Genomic DNA, 21,190 nt, shown 5'->3' on the forward strand with positions numbered 1-21,190 from the left:
TAACTGCTCCAACATGGTGCATGAGGTGGCTTTCGCCATGCCTTCGCGCGTTTGATGCGTCACAAAGTGAGCCGTAAGGGGTCAGGCGGATAAGCGCGCTGGGTGCTATCCAAGGCCACCCAGCGTTGCCTCAGCTTGGGTTGCCGGGGGTGGGCTTGCCTTGCTCGGCAGGCTCAACGGGGGCTGGCGGTACTTCGGCTTCCATGGGGGGGGGGCTGCGCGGCGCTGGCCGCTTCCACCGTGGCTTCCAGGCTGGCCACCTGACGCTCCAGCGCTTCGACACGCGCGCGCGTGCGCTGCAGCACATCCATCAAAATATCGAAATCTTCCCGCGATACCAGCTCCAGGCGGTCAAACGCGCCGCGTACCACCTGCTGGACACCTTTCTGAATATCTTCCGGGGCTTGCGAGGCATTCTGCAAACGGTCGCCGATCTGCTGGGCTAAGCGGCTAATGCGGTCTTGGGGCGCCATGGCTCTCTCCTTAAACGATCACGCATAAATGTGAACTGCTTGTGAGTAAGGATACGCAACCCGCCGACGATTCGCATGTGCTGTTTGTTAATTAAGCGCAATGGATAGTGAGCAGATGGGGAGCGGACAAATGCATCGAAATGGAGCGGCTAGCTTTTTTCAATGTTCTTTTATGGTGCAGGGCAAGTCCGGCACGTAGTAGGTAGCGGTGCTTAGTTACCGCCACTTACTTATGTTAATAATTTAAGTTTTTGAATTTAAATAATAAAAAAGTGAGTGGCACGGTATGAGCATTAGTAGGGTAAGCACTAAATTCGGGCGGCCATGCCGCTATCCACCGAGCCAGCAGGGGAGATCCGGGATGAAACTCATCACCGCTATCATCAAGCCATTCAAGCTTGACGACGTTCGTGAAGCACTCGCCGACAACGGCGTTCAAGGGATTACGGTTACTGAAGTGAAAGGCTTTGGCCGTCAAAAGGGGCATACCGAACTCTACCGTGGTGCGGAATACGTGGTCGACTTTCTGCCCAAGGTGAAAGTGGAAGTCGCCGTCGACGATGCGCGCCTGGAGAGCGTGCTGGATGCCATCTGCAATGCAGCGAATAGCGGCAAAATCGGCGACGGTAAAGTGTTCGTCACACCGTTGGAAGATGTGATCCGTATTCGTACCGGTGAGCGCGGTGCCGACGCCGTTTAAGGGCCGACTTTGAGTTGCTGATGACGTTTTAACGTCGCCAAGTATCTCTTCCAAGTACCTTTTCCAAGTACCTCTTCTTAGTACAAACGGGGAACACCTCATGAATGAGTTAGCTGATTTGAGCTACGCGCTCGATACGTTTTACTTCTTGATCTGCGGCGTGCTGGTCATGTGGATGGCTGCAGGCTTCTCTATGTTGGAGGCGGGCCTAGTTCGCTCCAAAAACACCGCCGAAATCCTGACTAAAAACATCGCACTGTTTGCGATTGCCTGCACCATGTATTTACTGGTGGGCTACTACATCATGTACTCCAGCAGCGCAGGCGGCTTCCTGCCGAACCTGGGCTTCTTGATCGGTACTGAAAACAGCGCCGATGCAGTGCTGGCCGGTGGCGACGATGCGCCTTACTACTCGATGCGCTCTGACTTCTTCTTCCAGGTGGTGTTTGTTGCCACCGCCATGTCGATTGTTTCGGGTGCCGTGGCTGAGCGTATGAAGCTGTGGGCATTCCTGGCCTTTGCCGTGGTGATGACTGCGTTCATCTACCCGGTGTCTGGCTACTGGACCTGGGGCGGCGGCTGGTTGTCTGAAGTGGGCTACTCTGACTACGCGGGTTCCGGCATTGTGCACATGGCCGGTGCCGCTGCAGCGTTGGCAGGTGTGCTGGTCCTGGGCCCCCGTAAGGGCAAGTATGGCAAAGACGGTTCTATCCACGCGATTCCGGGCGCCAACATGCCGCTGGCCACGCTGGGTACCTTCATCCTGTGGATGGGCTGGTTCGGTTTCAACGGTGGTTCTGAGCTGAAAATGTCCGATATCGGTTCAGCTAACAACGTTGCGCAAGTGTTCGTGAACACCAACGCAGCGGCTGCTGGTGGTGTCATCGCCGCGCTTATTCTAGCCAAGCTGTGGTTCCGCAAGGCGGACCTCACCATGGCGCTGAACGGTGCGCTGGCTGGCCTGGTCGCTATCACCGCTGACCCGCTTTCTCCTTCAGCGCTGGGTGCTGCCATTATTGGCGCAGTAGGTGGCCTGATTGTTGTCGCGGCTATCGTAACGTTGGACAAACTGAAGCTGGACGATCCGGTTGGTGCGATCTCCGTTCACGGTGTGGTCGGTATCTGGGGTGTGTTGGCAGTACCGCTGAATAATGGCGATGCTTCTTTCGGTGCACAGTTGATCGGTATCGTGGGCATCTTTGGCTGGGTCTTCATCGCAAGCTTAGTGGTATGGCTGGTGCTGAAAGCGATCATGGGTATCCGCGTTAGCGAAGAAGAAGAGTATGAAGGCGTCGATATCGCTGAGTGCGGTCTGGAAGCCTATCCCGAGTTTAGCGTTAAGAAATAAGCTTGCGCTAATCATGTGAGCTGGCGTGCTCCTTTTGGCCTCCCCGAGTGGGAGGCCTTTTTGTCCTTCACAGGTAGGTTGCACGCTGGTTGTTATGAGCTAGGTACATACGGGTTTTTTATTCTCCGCCCATGGCGGTGTATGCTTAACCGACTGGGTAACGGGCTTGGCTATGCAAGCGCCCCGCCAACCTTGATGGGTTATGACAACCGTTTAACAACGCTGTTTTGATAACAGTGGGCCACCAAGCTAGAGGATGTCGCAATGAAATTGATCTCAGCCATTATCAAGCCGTTCAAGCTTGATGACGTACGCGAATCGCTCTCTGATATCGGCGTGCAGGGCATTACGGTAACGGAAGTAAAAGGGTTTGGCCGTCAGAAGGGTCACACAGAACTCTACCGTGGCGCGGAGTACGTGGTGGATTTCCTGCCCAAGGTGAAGCTGGAAGTGGCCGTCGACGATGATATGGCCGAGCAGGTGATCGACGCGATTACTCAGGTCGCCAACACCGGTAAGATCGGTGACGGTAAAATCTTTGTGATGCCCCTTGAGCAGGTCATCCGTATTCGTACCGGCGAAACAGGTAAAGACGCTGTCTAACCACGGTGAATGGTAAGGCGTGAACAGTGAGTCGCGCTGAATCGACAAAGCCCCTGTGGATAATATCCACAGGGGCTTTGTGCATAAGGCGACGATGACACGGGCTACGATTTTCTATTCACCCTTCACCCTTCACCCTTCACCCTTCGAACGAGGCTCACTTCTCAACGAAGGCGCGTTCGATGACGTAGTCGCCCGGCTCGCCCATACGCGGGGAGATATTCAGGCCCAGCTCGTCGAGCAGCGCGCTGGTGTCGTCCAGCATTGCCGGGCTGCCGCAGATCATGGCGCGGTCTTGGCGCGGGTCAATCGGCGGTAGGCCGGTGTCTTCAAACAGCTTGCCGGTGCGAATATGGTCGGTCAGGCGACCCATGGTGTGAAACTCTTCGCGAGTCACCGTGGGGTAGTACACCAGCTTCTCGGCGATCTCTTCGCCCAGGTACTCGTGGGCGGGCAGCTCTTTGGTGATGAAGTCGGCGTAGGCCAGCTCAGAGACTTCACGCACGCCATGTACCAGCACCACTTTTTCAAAGCGCTCGTAGACTTCCGGGTCTTGGATCAGGCTCATAAACGGCGCCAAGCCAGTGCCGGTCGAGAGCATATACAGGTTGCGGCCCGGCAGCAGGTCGTCGCACACCAGTGTGCCGGTCGGCTTGCGGCTGACCATGATCTGGTCGCCCACTTTCAGGTGTTGCAGGCGCGAGGTGAGCGGGCCATCCGGCACCTTGATGCTGAAGAACTCAAGGTGATCTTCGTAGTTGGGGCTGGCGATGGAGTAAGCGCGCATCAGGGGTTTGCCGTCCACTTCCAGGCCGATCATAACGAACTGGCCGTTCTTGAAGCGCAGGCTGCGCTCGCGAGTGGTGCGGAAGCTGAATAGGGTATCGTTCCAGTGGTGAACGCTTAACACTTCTTCCAGGGCAAACTTGCTCATGCTAACTCCTCCAGGGGCAGCGAGGCCTAAGCCTTGCTCGCCATATTCCAAAAAAGAATAAAAAATAGCTCTATAGGTTGCTATCAATTCTAAATAAGGGTGGTATATCTGTTAAGCAAATTATCTTGATAACGCTTATCTTTAAAATCGATATAGCCCTTCGCCGATCACTCGACAGATAGGTTTTGGTCATGCACTACACCCTGCGACAGTTAGAAGTTTTCGTAGCCGTTGCTCAGCACGAGAGCGTTTCTCACGCGGCGCGCGCGCTGGCCATGTCGCAATCGGCTACCAGCACAGCGCTGGCGGAGCTGGAGCGCCAGTTCGATTGCCAACTGCTTGATCGCATCGGGAAACGGCTGAAACTCAACGCGCTCGGCTTCCAGCTACTGCCCAAGGCGGTGGCCCTGCTGGACCGCGCCGAGGAGGTCGAGGAGCTACTGCGGGGCCAACAGGGCGTGGGCGCATTGGACGTCGGCGCGACGCTCACCATCGGTAACTATCTCGCCACGCTGCTAATCAGCGATTTCATGCAGCGCTATCCCGGTAGCCGAGTGCGGCTGGCGGTGCGCAATACGCGGCATATCATCGAGGGCGTGCGCCAGCACTCGCTCGATTTAGGGCTGATCGAGGGGCAGTGCGATGACGACATGATCATCAGCCAGCCCTGGGTCGAGGATGAGCTGTGCGTGTTCTGCTCGCCGCGCCACCCGCTGGCGGGGCGGGAGCATCTGGAGCTGGATCAGCTGCTGCGGGAGGATTGGATCATGCGTGAGGAGGGCTCAGGCACGCGCATGACGCTGGAGCATGCCGCCCGCCACCGTCGCAGCCGGTTCAATACGCTGTTGGAGCTGGAGCATACCGAGGGCATTAAACGCGCGGTGGAGTCGGGATTAGGGATTGGCTGCGTGTCGCGGCTGGCACTGCGTGATGCCTTCCGGCGCGGCAGCTTGGTGCCGCTGCCCACGCCGGAGTTGGATCTCAAGCGCCAGTTCACGTTCATTTGGCATCGCCACAAGTACCTCACCACCGGCGTGCGGGAGTTTTTACGTCTCTGCCGGGAAATGACCGCCGGGGCCAAGCGCAGTGACGATATCCCGCTGCCACCGATACCCTAGCGGTTACACCTTGGCCTTTTCAGGGCTTGGCAGCGCCTGAGCCGGGTGCTGCGACGCCTCTAGCGTAAAGCCACCCACTAGCGCGGCCAGCTTGTCCGCTTGGTCTTTGAGCTGCTCTGCAGCGGTGGTGGACTCTTGCACCAGGGCGGCGTTTTGCTGGGTCATCTGATCCAGGTCGGTCACCGCGACGCTGACTTGGTTGATGCCGTCGTTCTGCTCACCGGCTGCCGTACTGATATCGCCCAGCATTTGGGTGACGCGAGTTACGCTATCGGCCAGCTCGTGCATGGCGGCTTCGCTGCTGCGCGAGGCGAGCTTGCGCACTTCATCGGCCACCACGGCAAAGCCGCGCCCGTGTTCGCCAGCCCGCGCTGCTTCTACTGAGGCGTTGAGTGCCAGCAGGTTGGTTTGGAAGGCAATGCTGTTCATCAGCAAGAGGCGAAAGAGCGTATCGAGTGCCATCCTTGAACCAGTAGAACAAAGATTCATGGTTAACGCATGACATGGCCGCCACCGCGAGCGCTGCGGCGGCCATGGAGGAGTGGCAGACGAGACGTTTAGAAGGTCTCTGACGTGCGCGGTAAGCGATCCTGCGGCGCTTGCAGCGCGGGTGATGCCGCGTTAGAGAGTTTGAAACTGCTGATCGTGCCGGTCAGGCGATCCGCCTGCTCTTTCAACTGCTCGGCGGCGGTGGTGGACTCTTCCACCATGGCGGCGTTTTCCTGGGTCATCCGGTCCAGCTCGGCCACGGCGATGTTGACCTGTTTGATGCCATCGCTTTGCTCGCTGGTTGCAGCGTTGATCTCTTCCAGTACGTCGGTTACGCGGGTGATGTGGTCTACGATATCCTTCATCGTGCTACCCGCATTGCGTACCAACGAGGTGCCGTTATTCACCTTGGCTTGCGAGTCTTCGATCAGTTTCTGGATATCGTTGGCCGCGTCGCTGCTGCGGCCAGCCAGTTTGCGCACTTCCTCTGCCACGACGGCAAAGCCACGGCCATGCTCGCCAGCCCGCGCTGCTTCTACCGAGGCGTTGAGCGCCAGCAGGTTGGTCTGGAAGGCAATGCTGTTCATCAGCGTGACGATCTCGCCAATCTTGTTGGAGGCGTCGGAAATATCTTCCATGGTGGTGACCACGTTCGACACCACCTGACCGCCCTCTTTCGCGACTTCGGTGGCCGCGTGGGAGAGCTTGTTGGCTTCCTGTGCTGAGGCCGCCGTGTGCTGCACGGTGCTGGTGATTTGCTCTACCGATGCGGAGGTTTGCTGCAGGCTAGACGCCGCGTTGTCGGTACGGCGGGAGAGGTCTTGGCCGCCCATGGCAATCTCGTTAGCGGCGTGGTGCACCGATTCGCTGCTGGTGCGCACATCGATCAAGACGTCTTCCATTTTGCCTACGAAGCGATTGAAGGCGCTGGCAATTTGAGCCACTTCGTCGGTGCCCTCTTCGGGAAGGCGCTGGGTCAAGTCGCCTTCGCCCGAGGCGATGTTATCCATCGCGTTGCGCACCCCCAGCAGGCGGCGCAACAGTAGCGACAGCAGCAGCCCAAATACCACAGCGGTAATGGCCGCGACGATCAGCAGGGTAACGATGGACGTGGTGGCAATGGCGCGCAGGTCTGCGGTGGCCTCTGCTTCGTCTAACGCGACGACCAACTGCCAACCGCTGTTGCCGCCTACAGCACTGCCCATTAGCAGTTTATCGCTGCCTTGCAGAGCTAGCGGCTGTGGGGAGTCTGCCTGCACGATGCGAGTGAGGTCCGAAGGCGTGAGCGCATCGCTTAATACACTTGAAGGCTCCAGCGTCAGCGACTCATCCGGATGGGCAACCAGCGTGCCATCGTTGGTGGTTAGAAAGCCAAAGCTAGACGGTGTGGGGGAAATGCTGGCAACAATATCGATAACGTCAGCAATCGTAATATCGGCCCCAACCACAGCGGCTAGTTCGCCGTTTTGATAGAAGGGGCGAGCGAAGGTAATGATCAGGCCGCCCGTTTGAGCATCGACATACGGGGCGGTGATGATAGTGTCTTGCGCGTTCACCGCGCCTTGATACCAGGGACGCTGGCGTGGGTCATAATCGCTAGGGGGTTGCCAGCCGTCTGAGAAAATTCCCTCTGATGTGGACGGGTAAGCAATGTAAGCGGTCATAAAGTCGCCAGAATCGGCTAATTGTCGCAAGGCTTGTAGCGGCTCTTCGCTACCTGCAGTGTGTTCCATGCTGGCTAACATCGTGTAGCGCGCATTGAACCACTCATCGATGGCCTGTGTGTTTCCATTCACAACAGCGCTTAGGTTGCGATTAACCTGCTCACTATTGTGATGCTTTACAGTCGTGTAACTAGCAATGCCATTCACCGTTAAAGCCAACACAATAGCGATAAGGGCCGCTAGCAAGATACGTAAACGTAGGGAAGAAAACATAGTCGCTCTCGGGATCATCAGGGTTCATGATGGGTATCGGCGAGAGCGACTACGCCTTTAGTAAAAAGCAGGAAAAAGTTAGTAAGCGCTAACTGTAGTGTTAACGAAGATCGCTGACCGCGTTCTGAATATCAGCCATGGACGCTTTGCTGAGGTCTTTCGAGAGCGTGTGGGTGACCAGCTTCTGCGTGGGGTTATCGAGCTTCTCTTTGAGCAGCCCCAAGAACTTGGGAGGCGCGACCATGATCAGCTTGTCCATGCTGTTGTCCACCCGCGCAGTGTAGAGTCGCTGGGCGACTTCTTTGGCAAACAGCTCGTTTTCATGTTGGGAGGCCGCGCCTTCCTCGCCGGATGAGCGCGATGACGTTGACGTAGACTCATGAACATCGGCACCGCGGCGGTCCGTGATCAAGTCGCCTTCATGCAGCCTGCCTGCAGCGTGTACCAAGCTCTCCTGCTCGGCGAGGTGAAGTGCATCACGGGTGAAGATACGTGCCCGAGCGGCGTCGGCTACCACGATATAGGTGGTCATTGTCATACGTCCTCCATGTCATTGATTACCCTTTAACCATGGCAATCGTTCGGTGTTTGGTCAAATACGGTTTTTGAGAGATGACAATGGACTTACTGCGTACAAATTATCATTGGCGAAATCGCTATTTACTCATGCGCCATGGCCATAGCCAGGCTAACGCCCAGCGGAAAATTATCAGCTCCCCCGAGCGGGGGCTTACGAATTATGGGCTCTCTGAACAGGGTGAACAGCAGTTGGTGGATGTGCTGGCGCAGTGGCGCTGGCCGGAGCCGACGCGGGTGGTACATTCAGATTTTTTACGCACCACACACACTGCCGCCAGAGTGACGGAGGCGTTCGCGCTGGAAATGCAACAAGAGGAGCGCTTGCGAGAGCGCCATTTTGGCGAGCTGGAAGGCCAGGCAGATAGCCATTACCCCGAGGTATGGGCGCAGGATGCCCAGAGTGCCGCGCATCGGCAGTGGCAGGTAGAGCCGCTCACCAGCGTGGCAGCGCGCATGTGCGCGACGCTGGAAGCACTGGAGCAGCGCTGGCAAGGGGAAACGGTACTGGTGGTGAGCCACGGTGACCCGTTACAAATTCTGCTCACGGCGCTGGCAGGCAAGCCATTGACCCAGCACCGTGAGCAGCTCGCGCTGGCCCCGGCCAGCATCACGCTGGTAGGCGGTTAGGCGCCGTCCTTGGGGGGAATCCAGGCGATCATGTCGACTTCCACGTCGGCACCGCCCGCCAGGCCGGTCACGCCGATGCAGGTGCGGGTGGGCAGCGTTAATGCCCCAGAATCTGGCTCAGGAAGAGCCGGGTGCGCTCGGACTGCGGGTTGTTGAAGAACGGCTCCGGCGCGTTCTCTTCAATGATTTGCCCTTGGTCCATGAAGATCACGCGGTCGGCCACGGTCTTGGCGAAGCCCATTTCATGGGTCACGCAGAGCATGGTCATGCCCTCTTCGGCCAGTTCGATCATCACGTCCAGTACTTCCTTGATCATCTCCGGGTCGAGGGCCGAGGTCGGCTCATCGAACAGCATCACGTCCGGATGCATACATAGCGAGCGGGCAATCGCTACCCGCTGCTGCTGGCCGCCGGAGAGCTGGCCGGGATACTTCTTCGCTTGTTCGGCGATGCGTACCCGCTGCAGGTAGCGCATGGCCTGCTCTTCGGCTTCTTTGCGCGGCTTTTTCTGTACCCACATAGGGGCGATACAGCAGTTCTCCAGCACGGTGAGGTGAGGGAACAGGTTGAAGTGCTGGAACACCATGCCGACGCTACGGCGAATCTGCTCGATGCGTTTAACATCTTGGGTCAGCGGCACGCCGCCGACCACGATCTCGCCCTTTTGATGCTCTTCCAGGTGGTTGATGCAGCGGATCATGGTGGATTTGCCCGAGCCAGAAGGCCCGCAAATGACGATCCGCTCGCCGCGCTTCACTTCCAGATAGATGTCGCGCAGCACGTGAAAATCGCCGTACCACTTGTTGACGCCGCGCATTTCGACCATCAGATCCGAAGTACCGGTGCCAGGGTTATGGGAAGCTGCTTGAGTCATGTCACTATCCTGCTAAAAAATCGTTGATAAAAGCGGCGTTAGCGCTTGTGGCCGGTATGCAGCTTGCGTTCTAGGTACTGACTGTAGCGCGACATGCTGAAACAGAAGATCCAGAACATGAAGGCGGCAAACACGTAACCTTCCAACGAGAAGCCTAACCAGCGTGAGTCGGCCAGTGCCGCTTGCACGATCCCCAAAAGGTCAAAGAGCCCGATAATCATGACCAGGGTGGTGTCTTTAAACAGCGAGATAAACGTATTCACGATGCCGGGAATCATCATCTTCAGCGCTTGGGGAAGAATGATCAGCCCCATGCGCTTCCAGTAAGTCATGCCGAGCGCTGCCGCGGCCTCTTCCTGGCCTTTTGGAATCGCCTGCAAGCCGCCACGAATGACCTCTGCCATATAGGCGCTCTGGAACAGCGTTAAGCCGATCAGGGCACGCACTAGGCGGTCAACGCTCATATCGGAGGGCAGGAACAGCGGCAGCATGACCGAGGCCATAAACAGCACGGTGATCAGCGGCACGCCACGCCAGAACTCGATAAAGATGACGCAGAAGCTCTTGACGATGGGCATGTTCGAACGCCGCCCCAGGGCCAGCACGATACCGATCGGCAGCGCGCCTACCATGCCCACCGTGGCCAGCAGCAGGGTCAGCATCAGGCCGCCCCAGCGATGGGTCGGCACACGCGGCAGGTCGAAATAGCCGCCGTGCAGCAGCACGTAGGCGATCACGGGGAAGCCGACCAGCGCAAACACGGCCACCCAGTGCTTGAAGGGCAGGCGTGGAATCGCCAGCCAGGCAATCAGGGTGAAGAACCCGGCAAAGACGATATTGGCACGCCAGATTTCCGAGCGCGGGTACAGGCCGTAGATGAACTGGGTGAAGCGTGCGTTGATGAACACCCAGCAGGCGCCTTCGCGAGAGCAGTCGTCGCGGGTAGTGCCTACCCAGTCGGCGTTGATAAACGCCCATTGCACCGTGGGAACCACGAGCAGGTAGAGAATATACAGGCCGATCAGAGTAAAGATCGTGTTGATCGGGCCGTTGAACAGGTTGCTGCGTAGCCATGCCACAGGGCCCACAGAACTGCTGGGCGCCGGCTTTGGCTCGATCATCGTTCGGTTGTGAATCATGGGAATGCCCTCGACAACGGCCTAGCGTTCAACCAGCGCCACACGGGCGTTGAACCAGTTCATGAACATGGAGACCAGCAGACTGATGGTCAGATAAACCGCCATGGTCATGGCAATGACCTCGATGGCTTGGCCTGTCTGGTTCAGCGTGGTGCCTGCAAAGACCGAAACGAGGTCCGGGTAGCCAATGGCCGTGGCCAGCGACGAGTTCTTGATCAGGTTGAGGTACTGGCTGGTGAGCGGGGGGATGATGACCCGCAGCGCCTGCGGAATGACCACCAGACGCAGCACCAGGTTACGCGGCAGGCTCAGCGCTTGTGCGGCCTCGGTTTGGCCATGGGAAATGGCCTGAATGCCGGAGCGCACGATTTCGGCGATGAACGAGGCGGTGTAGATCGATAGTGCAAACCATAGCGCCAGGAACTCGGGAATCACCGTAATACCGCCGCGGAAGTTAAAGCCACGCAGTTCGGGCATTTCCCAAGTGATAGGCACGCCAGTCACCAACATAACCAACAGCGGCAAGCCAAAAATCAGCGCAAAGGAGATCCAGTAGGCAGGAATACGTTTCCCCGTGGCTTCCTGGCGGCGCTTCGCCCAAATCACCAGCGCAATGCTGGCCACAATGGCGATCACAAAGGTCACGGGAATTAGCCCAAAACCGGACTCAAACAGCGGTTCTGGTAGATACAGTCCGCGCACGTTGAGGAAAAACGCTTCCCCAAAGGCAAGGCTGTCCCTGGCGCTTGGCAGAGTGCGCAGCACGGCAAAGTACCAAAAGAAAATCTGCAGCAGCAGCGGAATGTTACGAAAGGTTTCGATATACGCGGCGGCTAGCTTGGCGATCAGCCAGTTGGGCGATAGACGAGCGATACCGACAATAAAACCAATGATGGTGGCGGCGATCACGCCTAACCCACCCACCAGCAGCGTATTCAGCAGGCCCACGAAGAAGGTGCGGCCATAGGTGCTTTGGGAGGAGTAGTCGATCAGACTCTGCACGATCCCAAAACCGGCGGTATTGTTTAGGAAACCAAAGCCGGTGGTGATACCCCGTGAGGATAAGTTGTCTTGAACATTGCCGACAATATAGAACAGAAACACAATGACAGCGGCAATCAATAGACACTGGAAAATGAGCGCACGCTTGGCGCGGTCTCGCCAAAACGGTGGCTTGTGGCCAGCCGGGCGAGCATTAGGTCTTACAGACATGGATGGCGTCTCCGCGATACGGCAGGTCAATCAGATGGCCCGCCATTCCCTGTTAAGAGGGAGCGGCGGGCCGGGGTCAAGCGAGACGCTTAGCGAATCGGCGGTGCGTACTGAATGCCGCCTTGGGTCCACAGAGCGTTAATACCACGCTCAATTTCCAGCGGTGAGCCCATGCCTACGTTGCGATCAAAGCTTTCGCCGTAGTTACCTACCTGACTCAGAATGTTGTAAGCCCAGTCGGCTTCTAAGCCCATACCTTCACCGTAGTTGCCGTCCTGACCCAGCAGGCGAGCAATATCCGGGTTGTCTGAGTTGAGCATCTCGTCAACGTTTTCGCTGGTAATGCCATACTCTTCACCGTTGATCATGGCGAACAGCGACCATTTTACGATGTTGAACCACTCATCGTCGCCTTGACGTACCACTGGGCCCAGCGGCTCTTTGGAGATGATGTCAGGCAGAATCATTGCAGAAGCGGGGTCGTCCAGTTGGATGCGTAAGGCCGCTAGCTGAGAAGTGTCGGAGGTCAGCACGTCACAGCGGCCAGCTTGGAAGCCGCCCACGGTTTGCTCAGACGTGTCGAATACGATGGGGTCAAACTCCATGCCATTGGCACGGAAGTAGTCGGCGACGTTAAGCTCGGTGGTAGTACCAGACTGGATACAGATCGCGGCGCCATCGAGTTCGTCTGCGCTGCTAATACCCAAACCCTTGTTCACCATGAAGCCGATACCGTCGTAGAAGGTAACGCCGGTGAAGTTCAGGCCCAAGGTGGTGTCACGGGTAGTGGTCCAAGTGGTGTTACGGGACAGTACATCCACTTCGCCAGACTGCAGCGCGGTGAAACGCTCAACAGCATTCAGGGAGATGTAGTTGACGGCATCCGCGTCGCCCAGTACCGCTGCAGCAACGGCGCGACATACGTCAACGTCGAGGCCCTGCCAGTTACCGCTATCATCTGGGGCGGAAAAACCTGGTAGGCCGTCGCTAACGCCACACTGTACAGCACCGCGCGCGCGGGTATCTTCTAACGTATTGGCTTGTGCGGTGGCGATACCGGCGAGGGAGATGGCACCCGCTGAGGCGAGCAGTACCAGGTGTTTCTTATTAATCATGTTTGTTCCCCTTCCTCGATTTAATGTCATTATGCATGGTGATGCATCATTAAAAGCTAGCAAGGAAGGTGCCAAGAAAGATATGCCGTCAAATTCAGCGCTTTTCAACGTAAAATCAGCGGATTTGACGAAGGTAGTGGTGCAAAAAAGTAGGCCAGCAGCTACGCGTTGCGCTTTTTTGGTGCGCAGCCGCTGGCGGAGGTCGGTGGCTAGTCACCTAGCGTGTCAGCGAATAGGTGGCGCGTACTGAATGCCGCCATCTTTCCACAGAGCGTTCAGGCCGCGCGCAATGTTGAAATCAGAGTCCGCGCCCACGTTGCGGTCATAAATGTCCGCATAGTTACCCACCTGTTTGACGATTTGGTAAGCCCAGTCTGACGAAAGGCCCATGGCTTCACCAAAATCGCCATCTTGTCCAAGCAGGCGCATCACATCGGGATTGTCTGAACTGAGCTGCTCATCCACGTTGGCTTGGCTGACGCCCAGTTCTTCGGCGTTCAGCATGGCAAACAGCGACCACTTCACGATGTTGAACCACTGGTCATCCCCTTGGCGCACGGCGGGGCCCAGCGGCTCTTTGGAGATGATCTCCGGCAGCACCACGGCCATATTGGGGTCGGCCAGTTGAATGCGCTGGGCATAGAGCTGCGAGGCATCCGAGCTCAATACATCGCAGCGGCCTGCTTCGAAGCCCGCAATCGACTGTTCAGGTGAATCAAACACCACCGCATCATAGGTCATGTTGTTAATGCGGAAGTAGTCGGAAAGGTTTAGTTCGCTGGTGGTGCCTGACTGAGTGCAAATAGCCGCCCCATCCAGTTCTTTGGCGCTCTGTACGCCGAGGTCGCTGGCCACCATAAACGCCTGGCCGTCGTAGTAGCTGACGCCAGTGAAGTTCATCCCGAGGGTGGTGTCGCGGCTGGAGGTCCAGGTGGTGGTGCGGGAGAGCACGTCCACCTCGCCAGACTGCAGTGCGGCAAAACGTTCCACCGAGTCTAACGGTACGAAATTGACTTTGCTGGCATCACCTAGCGCGGCAGCGGCAATGGCGCGGCACACATCGGTGTCCAGGCCGCGGTATTGGTCGTTATCGTCCAGCGATGAGAAGCCGGGCTGGGCCGCGTTAACGCCGCAGCGCACGCTGTCGCGCTCTTGAATGGCCTCAAGGGTATCGGCCATGGCCGTGGCAGGTACCCAGAGAGCGGGTGCTAATAGAGTGATTCCCAATCCTAACCAACGCGTTGTAGTCATTTATTATTCCTTAACGTCGAGCGCAGCAACTCCTACGCATAAAAAAGCCGGGCAGAGCCCGGCCAGATACCTAGCGTAGCTGCCCGCTTATGCGAAGGCTTTACGCATAAAGGGCGGCAGCGCCAGGGCTCCACGATGGGCCTCTGCTGTGTAGTACTGTAGCGGCATTTCGTGGCTGGCGGCAGCTTCTTCGCGGAAGCTTTCAACGCTGGCGCCTTTACCTGCCAACGTCACGCTCCACCAGCCAGAGGGGTAGACCGGTTGGGGGAAGGGCAAAGTGGCCACGCTGTCGAAGCCCGATTCGCGCATGTCGTTGCGCAGTTCGCGAATGATCGAACCGCTATGGTAAAGCGGCGACTCGCTCTGCTGCACCATCACTCCGCCACTTTTCAGAATACGGTGGCAGCGTTTCAGGAAGTCGGTCTTGAACAGGCCTTCGGCCGGGCCGACCGGGTCGGTGGAGTCGATGATCAGCACGTCGATGCTCTCGTCGGCCGCGTCATCCACCCACTTCACGCCGTCGGCAAACAGCAGCTCGGCCCGGGGGTCGCCGTTGGCTTCCACGAGTTCGGGGAAAAAGCGCTCGGCGGCCTTGGTGACTTCCTCGTCGATATCGATCTGGGTGACCTTCTCGACGCCCGGATGGCGCAGCACTTCTTTCAACGTGCCGCAGTCGCCGCCGCCAATGATCACCACCCGCTTGGGGTCTTGGTGGGTGAACAGCGCCGGGTGGGCGATCATTTCGTGATATAGGAAGTTGTCGCGATCGGTGAGCATCACGCAGCCATCCAGCACCATCAGGTTGCCGTAGGTTTCGGTGGCGTACACTTCTAGATGCTGGTAAGGGCTCTGCACATCCAGCAGTTTTTCGGTGATTTTCAGCGAGAAAGCGCTGCCGTGGCTATCAAAGACTTCGGTAAACCACTGGTCGTCGCGTAGGTCGCTCATTGCTTGGCTCCTGGGCACTGGTCGTTCGTTTGGGTCGGAATGCCCTGATGGTACTGCGGGCTTAAGTCGTGCAGCGCCTCCATAAAGGCGGTGACGTGATCAGGGTTGGTGAACTGGCTGATGCCGTGGCCCAAGTTGAACACGTGGCCTGGGCCGTGGCCGTAACTCTCCAGCACGCGGGCCACTTCGGCGCGAATGGCCGAAGGGCGAGCAAACAGCACGTTGGGGTCTAAATTACCCTGCAGGGCGACTTTATGGCCTACGCGGGCGCGAGCGTCAGAAAGCTCGGTCGACCAGTCGATACCCAGCGCGTCGGCACCGGCGCAAGCAATGTGTTCAAGCCACTGGCCGCCGTTTTTGGTGAACAGGATCACCGGCACGCGGCGGCCATCATGTTCACGGATCAGCCCAGAGACGATCTGCTCCATATAGCGCAGCGAGAACTCTAAATAAGCAGGCGTGGAGAGCGCGCCGCCCCAGGTATCAAAAATCTGTACCGCCTGGGCACCGGCGCGGATCTGGGCATTCAGGTAGTCGGTGACCGCTTGTGCCAGGGTGTCCAGCAGCTGGTGCATGGTGTCCGGCGTGTCATACAGCATGGTTTTTAAGTGACGGAAGTCTTTGCTGGAACCGCCTTCAACCATATACGTTGCCAGCGTCCAGGGGCTGCCGGAGAAGCCGATCAGTGGCATGCGGCCGTTCAGCTCGCGGCGGATGGTCGAGACCGCACGCATTACGTAGTCCAGGTCGCGCTCGGCATTGGGCACGGTCAGCGCGGCGACTTCTTCGGCGGTGCGTACGGTCTTCTTGAATTTGGGACCTTCGCCGGTTTCGAAGTAGAGGCCCAGCCCCATGGCATCGGGGATGGTCAAAATATCCGAAAACAGAATCGCAGCGTCGAGCGGGTAGCGCTCCAGCGGCTGCAGGGTCACTTCGCAAGCCAAGTCATGATTGCGGCACAGGTCCATAAAGCTGCCTGCGTTGGCGCGGCTGGCGCGGTACTCCGGCAGATAGCGGCCGGCTTGGCGCATCATCCACACCGGAGTGCGGTCAACGGGCTGGCGAGCCAGCGCGCGAAGAAAACGGTCGTTTTGCAAAGGTGTGGTGGTCATAAACACTTGCTCTTGAGAAATTTGCCCGCATTGTAAGGGAGTCATCGTACCTGAAGATAGGAATTGTACGTGAAGATAGCCGGGGGTGGCGGCGCAAACCGTGGCAAAAATCGTCGCACCCCGCTAAGACCGTGAGGCCTGCGCGGCTTCCTGGTAAACTGTCCGCCCACTTCGCCAACACTGGTGTGGTTAACTGGTTTGGTTAATCAGCGAGGAACCCTGTGACCATTCGCTTCATTGCTGCCTCTCGGCTGCCCACTCCCTGGGCCACATTCACCATGCATGGCTTCGAAGACGACGCCACGGGTAAAGACCATATCGCCTTGACGTTGGGGGATGTGAGCGGCGGCGAGCCGGTGTTAGGGCGCGTGCACTCTGAGTGCTTAACCGGCGATGCGCTATTCTCGATGCGCTGCGACTGCGGCTACCAGCTGCAAGAAGCGCTAAAGCGTATTGCCGAAGAGGGGCGCGGCGTGCTGCTCTATTTACGCCAGGAAGGGCGTGGCATTGGCCTGCTCAATAAAATTCGCGCCTATCATCTGCAGGACCAGGGCGCCGATACCGTAGAAGCCAACGAGCAGCTCGGCTTTGGCGCCGACATGCGCCGCTACGACCTCTGCGTGCCGATGCTCAACCACTTGGGCATTACCGCGCTCAAGCTGATGACCAACAACCCCCGCAAGGTGGATGCGCTAACCCGCGATGGCGTGAACGTCGTCGAGCGTCAGCCCATCACCACCGGCTTAAACCCCCACAACGAACAGTACCTCTCCACCAAAGCGGGCAAGCTCGGCCATATGATGGCGCTGGATGATTTCACCCAGGCCAGCGATGTGGATATCGAACGTAAGGGGTAACGCTTAACCTTGCGCTGCCGCCTGCTCTTTTTCGGCGGCGCGGGCAAGCGCTGGGCGATTGGCGTGGCGGGCGCGATAGGCCACCAGCGGCTCCGGCAAGCGATGTTTCATGCTTGTGGCCCAAGTGAGCGTGTGCGTTAAGAACAGATCTGCCAACGTGAAGGTATCGCCCACTAGATTTTCCTGGCCACGATAGCGGCGCTCGAGCGCGAGCAGGGCTCGCTGGAATTCCCAAGCGGCGGTGGGTAGCACTGAAGGCACGCGCTTATCTTGAGGCAGGGCGAATTTGTGCTTGGCTTGCAGCCACAGTGGCTGCTCGATCTCGGTAACGATGAAACTAAGCCACTGGTCGACCTGGGCGCGCTCGGCAATGCTTTGAGGCAGCAGTTGCCCTGCGCCATACTGCTCGGCGAGATAACGGCAGATAGGCGCAGACTCAAACAGCATTAGCTCGCCATCTTCCAGCACCGGCACCTTGCCATCCGGGTGGCGAGCAAGATGCTCGGTACTTTGCCCCTCGCCTTTATCCAGCGCTACGTGGTGGCACTGGTACTCTAGGCCCAGCTCTTCAAGCGTCCAAGCAGCGCGTAGCGAGCGGGAATTGGGAAAGCTGTATAGCGTGATCATTTGGCGGCTCCAGGCAGTACCGTGAAGTTTTCACTGTAGCGACTCCCTGGAACCCTGTCACGAGCTACTAGCCCCGCGCCGCGCGGATGCGCTCGTAGGCATTGCCAATCTCGCTGGTGCGGGCCTGCGCCACCTCGCGCATGCTCTCCGGAAGCCCCTTGCCCGCCAGCTTGTCCGGATGGTTTTGGCTCATCAGGCGACGATACGCTTTCTTGATCTCGGCGTCGCTGGCGTCTTCTGATACCCCAAGAACGCGGTAAGCATCTTTTAAGGCTTCTTCGCTGGCACCTTGAGAATTGGCCGCCGCACCGTGCAGCATGGCTTCGATTTGCTGCACTTCGGCGTCGCTACAGCCAACGCCACGGGCAACGCGCAGAATCATCTCGTGCTCGGCGGGGTGCAGCACGCCATCGGCGGCAATCGCGCTCAACTGAACCTGTAAAAACACTTGGCGCAGTACCGGCTGGCGCTGGGTGAGGCGGTTGACCTTGGCCAGCTCGGCATCCAGGTTGAAGTCAGCCGCGCGGCCCCGGTCAAAGGCGCCGCGAGCTTTGGCGCGGTGCTCGCCCTGCAGGTGCATTTGATCGAAGAGCTTTTCGGCAACGTCTAGCTCGCCCTCGGTGACTTTGCCATCGGCTTGGCAGAGGCAGCCCATCACGGAGAAGATCGATTCCAAAAAGCCTTCTTGAATTTGCACACGGGCAGCGTTCAAGCGACGGCTGATGCGCCGACCCAGCCACCAGCCAAGGCCGCCACCTACGAGTAAGCCAATGGGGCCACCGACGGCAAGGCCAATCAAACCAAACACAATAATTAGAAATAACATAGACATCTCAACAGGTTAAAAATACGTGGTTCACACGCGGAGGTTACGGCAGCCGGGCGCGAATAGCGCGCTCGATGCCTTCAGCGTCCAGGCCGCAGTCGCGCAATAGCTCGGCGGGGGTGCCGTGTTCCACAAAGGCGTCCGGCAAGCCTAAGTTCAGCACTTCCACCTGAACGCCTTCCGCGTTGAGCAGCTCGTTCACCGCGCTACCCGCACCACCCGCAATGACGTTCTCTTCCAGGGTGACCAGCAGTTCATGCTCGTCCGCCGCGTGGAGCACAGCATCGCGGTCCAGTGGTTTCACCGAGCGCATGTTGATATGGGTGGCGTTGAGCTTCTCAGCCACTTCGGCGGCGGCGCTATTGACGCTGCCAAACGCCAGCAGCGCGATGCGTACGCCGTCGCTGGTGCTCTCGCGACGCACCTGGGCCTCGCCAATCGCCAGCGGCTCTAGGTGCTCTGGAATGACGGCCCCAGGGCCGGTGCCACGGGGGTAGCGTACGGCAGCCGGGCCAGAATGGTAGTAGGCGGCGCTGAGCATGGCGCGGCATTCGGCTTCATCGGCAGGCGCCAGAATCACCATGCCCGGCACGCAGCGCAGGAACGAAAGATCCATGCTGCCGTGGTGGGTGGGGCCGTCTTCGCCCACTAGGCCTGCCCGGTCGATGGCGAAGGTGACATCCAGGTCCTGCACGGCCACGTCGTGGATCAACTGGTCGTAGCCACGCTGCAAGAAAGTGGAGTAGATCGCCACCACTGGCTTCATGCCTTCGCAGGCCATACCGGCGGCTAGCGTGACCGCGTGCTGCTCGGCGATGGCCACGTCGAAGTAACGCTCGGGATAGGTTTGCGAGAAGCGAATCAAATCCGAGCCTTCGCCCATGGCGGGGGTAATGCCCATGAGGCGTGGATCGGCGGCGGCCATATCGCACAGCCAGTCGCCGAACACGTTGCAATACTTTTTCTTGGGGGCGTTCTTCGGCGCGCTGGGGCTGGCCGGTTTGCTCACCAGCGAGGTGCTCACGGTCGTGGTGGTTTTTTCCAGCTTAGTAATCGCGTGATAGCCAATCTGGTCGGCTTCGGCGGGCAGGAAGCCTTTCCCTTTGACCGTTTTGATATGCAGGAACTGCGGGCCTTTCTGGTCGCGCAGGTTACGCAGCGTTTGAGTCAGCGCCTCTAAGTCGTGGCCGTCGATGGGGCCCACGTAGTGAAAACCCATCTCCTCAAACAGCGTGGCGGGGCTGACCATGCCCTTCATATGCTCTTCGGTACGCTTGGCTAGCTCCAGGGCGCCGGGCAGGTGGGATAGCACCTTTTTTCCCTCTTCGCGCATTTTGAGGTAGGGCTTGCTGGAGAGCACACGTGCTAAATACGTGGCAATTCCGCCGACGTTTTCGGAGATCGACATCTCGTTGTCGTTCAGCACTACCAGCATATTGGCATTCACGTGGCCCGCGTGGGCCAGCGCTTCAAACGCCATCCCTGCGGTGAGCGCGCCGTCGCCAATAATGGCGCAGACCTTGCGCGGGTCGTTTTGAGCCTGGGCGGCCAGGGCCATGCCCAGCGCTGCAGAAATGGAAGTGCTGGAGTGGCCAACGCCAAAGGTGTCGTATTCGGACTCTGCCCGGCGGGGAAACGCCGCCAGGCCGCCGTGCTGGCGAATGCTGAGCATGGCATCGCGCCGCCCGGTGAGGATTTTATGCGGGTAGGCTTGATGACCCACGTCCCACACCAAGCGGTCTTTCGGCGTGTGAAAGGCGTGGTGCAGCGCGACACTGAGCTCAACAACGCCCAGGCCTGCGCCAAAGTGGCCGCCCGTCACGCCAACGCTGTAGAGCAGGTAGGCGCGTAGCTCATCCGCTAACTGGGCGAGCTGTTTAGCATTCATGGCCCGCAGCGCGGCGGGATGATCAAAAGAGTCGAGCAGTGGCGTCGCCGGGCGCTCGCGGGGTATCTCGTCGAACAGCTTCATAGGCATGTGTTAGTGGTCGCGCTCGATCATATAGTGGGCAAGATCGGCCAGGGGTGCGGCCTGCTCGCCTAACGGGGCGAGGGCGGCAATGGCCTCGTCAATAAGCGTGTTCGCTTTGCGCTGCGCCCCCGCCAGCCCCAGTAAGCTTGGGTAAGTAGGCTTGGCACGGGCGGCGTCAGCGCCGGAAATTTTGCCCAGCGTGGCGGTGTCACCCGTCACATCCAGGATGTCGTCATGAATCTGGAAGGCTAGGCCAATGGCGCGGGCGTAGCGAATTAGCGCTGCTAGGCGCGGGTCGTCCTCTTCCACCGCGACCAGGCCGCCCAAACGTACGGCCGCCACGATCAGCGCGCCGGTTTTATGGGCGTGCATATGCGCCATTGCTTCGGCGTCTGGGTGGCCTCCCACGGCGGCTAAATCCAGCGCTTGGCCAGCCACCATGCCATCGC

The 21,190-nt window shown here is 58.6% G+C and carries 20 protein-coding genes and 2 pseudogenes; 6 read left to right on the forward strand and 16 right to left on the reverse strand.

Annotation, left to right across the window (positions count from 1 at the left end; translation table 11 throughout):
• Positions 1-130: 130 nt before the first annotated feature.
• Positions 131-473, reverse strand: a pseudogene (locus tag A3220_RS03060) (accessory factor UbiK family protein).
• Between the two features lie 361 nt (positions 474-834).
• On the opposite strand from A3220_RS03060, the gene A3220_RS03065 reads away from it, so the two are divergent.
• The 3 genes from A3220_RS03065 (at position 835) to glnK (ending at position 3,124) form a co-directional block, all read left to right on the forward strand.
• Positions 835-1,173 (forward strand): P-II family nitrogen regulator, encoded by a 339-nt coding sequence (locus tag A3220_RS03065; protein ID WP_058579766.1) that lies wholly within the window; start codon positions 835-837, stop codon positions 1,171-1,173.
• Between the two features lie 100 nt (positions 1,174-1,273).
• On the forward strand, positions 1,274-2,521 hold the full coding sequence (locus A3220_RS03070) for an ammonium transporter (protein WP_062373080.1): 1,248 nt from the start codon (positions 1,274-1,276) through the stop codon (positions 2,519-2,521).
• A 264-nt stretch (positions 2,522-2,785) separates the two neighbouring features.
• Positions 2,786-3,124 carry a P-II family nitrogen regulator gene (gene glnK, locus A3220_RS03075; protein ID WP_009098335.1) on the forward strand — a complete coding sequence of 113 codons (339 nt, stop codon included), beginning with the start codon at positions 2,786-2,788 and terminating at the stop codon, positions 3,122-3,124.
• A gap of 157 nt (positions 3,125-3,281) precedes the next feature.
• On the opposite strand, the gene A3220_RS03080 is transcribed toward glnK, so the two are convergent.
• Positions 3,282-4,058, reverse strand: coding sequence for a ferredoxin--NADP reductase (locus A3220_RS03080; RefSeq protein ID WP_044629891.1), 777 nt, complete (start codon positions 4,056-4,058; stop codon positions 3,282-3,284).
• A gap of 191 nt (positions 4,059-4,249) precedes the next feature.
• Between A3220_RS03080 and A3220_RS03085 the strand changes: the two genes are divergently transcribed.
• Positions 4,250-5,176 (forward strand): LysR family transcriptional regulator, encoded by a 927-nt coding sequence (locus A3220_RS03085; protein WP_044629892.1) that lies wholly within the window; start codon positions 4,250-4,252, stop codon positions 5,174-5,176.
• Positions 5,177-5,179: 3 nt separating this feature from the next.
• Here the strand turns inward: A3220_RS03085 and A3220_RS03090 are convergent.
• The 3 genes and pseudogenes from A3220_RS03090 to A3220_RS03100 form a co-directional block, all read right to left on the reverse strand.
• Positions 5,180-5,614: pseudogene (locus A3220_RS03090) on the reverse strand (methyl-accepting chemotaxis protein); the annotation flags it as partial.
• 119 nt (positions 5,615-5,733) lie between these two features.
• Entirely contained in the window at positions 5,734-7,602 is a 1,869-nt protein-coding gene (locus A3220_RS03095) for a methyl-accepting chemotaxis protein (protein WP_062373087.1), read from the reverse strand.
• A gap of 100 nt (positions 7,603-7,702) precedes the next feature.
• Positions 7,703-8,134, reverse strand: a complete 432-nt coding sequence (locus tag A3220_RS03100; protein ID WP_044629926.1) for a host attachment protein — start codon at positions 8,132-8,134, stop codon at positions 7,703-7,705.
• An 80-nt stretch (positions 8,135-8,214) separates the two neighbouring features.
• Here A3220_RS03100 and A3220_RS03105 point away from each other — a divergent pair, with 80 nt between their 5' ends.
• A complete protein-coding gene (locus A3220_RS03105) occupies positions 8,215-8,808 on the forward strand; it encodes a histidine phosphatase family protein (protein WP_062373090.1) in 594 nt (197 codons plus the stop codon).
• 97 nt (positions 8,809-8,905) lie between these two features.
• Here A3220_RS03105 and A3220_RS03110 read toward each other — a convergent pair whose 3' ends face one another.
• The 7 genes from A3220_RS03110 to hemE form a co-directional block, all read right to left on the reverse strand.
• Complete coding sequence (locus A3220_RS03110) at positions 8,906-9,682, reverse strand: amino acid ABC transporter ATP-binding protein (protein WP_290123746.1); 777 nt, start codon at positions 9,680-9,682, stop codon at positions 8,906-8,908.
• Between the two features lie 38 nt (positions 9,683-9,720).
• Entirely contained in the window at positions 9,721-10,821 is a 1,101-nt protein-coding gene (locus tag A3220_RS03115) for an amino acid ABC transporter permease (RefSeq protein WP_054640765.1), read from the reverse strand.
• Between the two features lie 21 nt (positions 10,822-10,842).
• Positions 10,843-12,033: an amino acid ABC transporter permease gene (locus A3220_RS03120; RefSeq protein ID WP_062359210.1), complete on the reverse strand. Its 1,191-nt coding sequence runs from the start codon at positions 12,031-12,033 to the stop codon at positions 10,843-10,845.
• Between the two features lie 89 nt (positions 12,034-12,122).
• Entirely contained in the window at positions 12,123-13,148 is a 1,026-nt protein-coding gene (locus tag A3220_RS03125) for an amino acid ABC transporter substrate-binding protein (RefSeq protein WP_062373093.1), read from the reverse strand.
• A 225-nt stretch (positions 13,149-13,373) separates the two neighbouring features.
• Positions 13,374-14,399, reverse strand: a complete 1,026-nt coding sequence (locus A3220_RS03130) for an amino acid ABC transporter substrate-binding protein (RefSeq protein WP_044629899.1) — start codon at positions 14,397-14,399, stop codon at positions 13,374-13,376.
• A gap of 87 nt (positions 14,400-14,486) precedes the next feature.
• Entirely contained in the window at positions 14,487-15,347 is an 861-nt protein-coding gene (gene speE / locus A3220_RS03135; protein WP_044629900.1) for a polyamine aminopropyltransferase, read from the reverse strand.
• Entirely contained in the window at positions 15,344-16,459 is a 1,116-nt protein-coding gene (gene hemE, locus A3220_RS03140; RefSeq protein ID WP_062373097.1) for a uroporphyrinogen decarboxylase, read from the reverse strand. Before hemE ends, speE begins: the two co-directional genes overlap by 4 nt.
• Positions 16,460-16,680: 221 nt before the next feature.
• On the opposite strand from hemE, the gene ribA reads away from it, so the two are divergent.
• Positions 16,681-17,316: a GTP cyclohydrolase II gene (ribA, locus tag A3220_RS03145; RefSeq protein ID WP_044629902.1), complete on the forward strand. Its 636-nt coding sequence runs from the start codon at positions 16,681-16,683 to the stop codon at positions 17,314-17,316.
• Between the two features lie 3 nt (positions 17,317-17,319).
• Here ribA and A3220_RS03150 read toward each other — a convergent pair whose 3' ends face one another.
• From A3220_RS03150 to A3220_RS03165, 4 genes are all read right to left on the reverse strand, one after another.
• Positions 17,320-17,943, reverse strand: a complete 624-nt coding sequence (locus A3220_RS03150; RefSeq protein WP_062373101.1) for a glutathione S-transferase family protein — start codon at positions 17,941-17,943, stop codon at positions 17,320-17,322.
• 67 nt (positions 17,944-18,010) lie between these two features.
• Positions 18,011-18,769 (reverse strand): co-chaperone DjlA, encoded by a 759-nt coding sequence (gene djlA / locus A3220_RS03155; protein ID WP_062373103.1) that lies wholly within the window; start codon positions 18,767-18,769, stop codon positions 18,011-18,013.
• 43 nt (positions 18,770-18,812) lie between these two features.
• Positions 18,813-20,747, reverse strand: a complete 1,935-nt coding sequence (dxs, locus tag A3220_RS03160) for a 1-deoxy-D-xylulose-5-phosphate synthase (protein ID WP_062373107.1) — start codon at positions 20,745-20,747, stop codon at positions 18,813-18,815.
• A 3-nt stretch (positions 20,748-20,750) separates the two neighbouring features.
• Positions 20,751-21,190: polyprenyl synthetase family protein (locus tag A3220_RS03165; RefSeq protein ID WP_174524456.1), on the reverse strand; the 440-nt coding region annotated here is incomplete at its 5' end.

The sequence above is a fragment of the Halomonas sp. KX33721 genome, assembly GCF_001596805.1.
GTDB lineage: Bacteria > Pseudomonadota > Gammaproteobacteria > Pseudomonadales > Halomonadaceae > Vreelandella > Vreelandella aquamarina.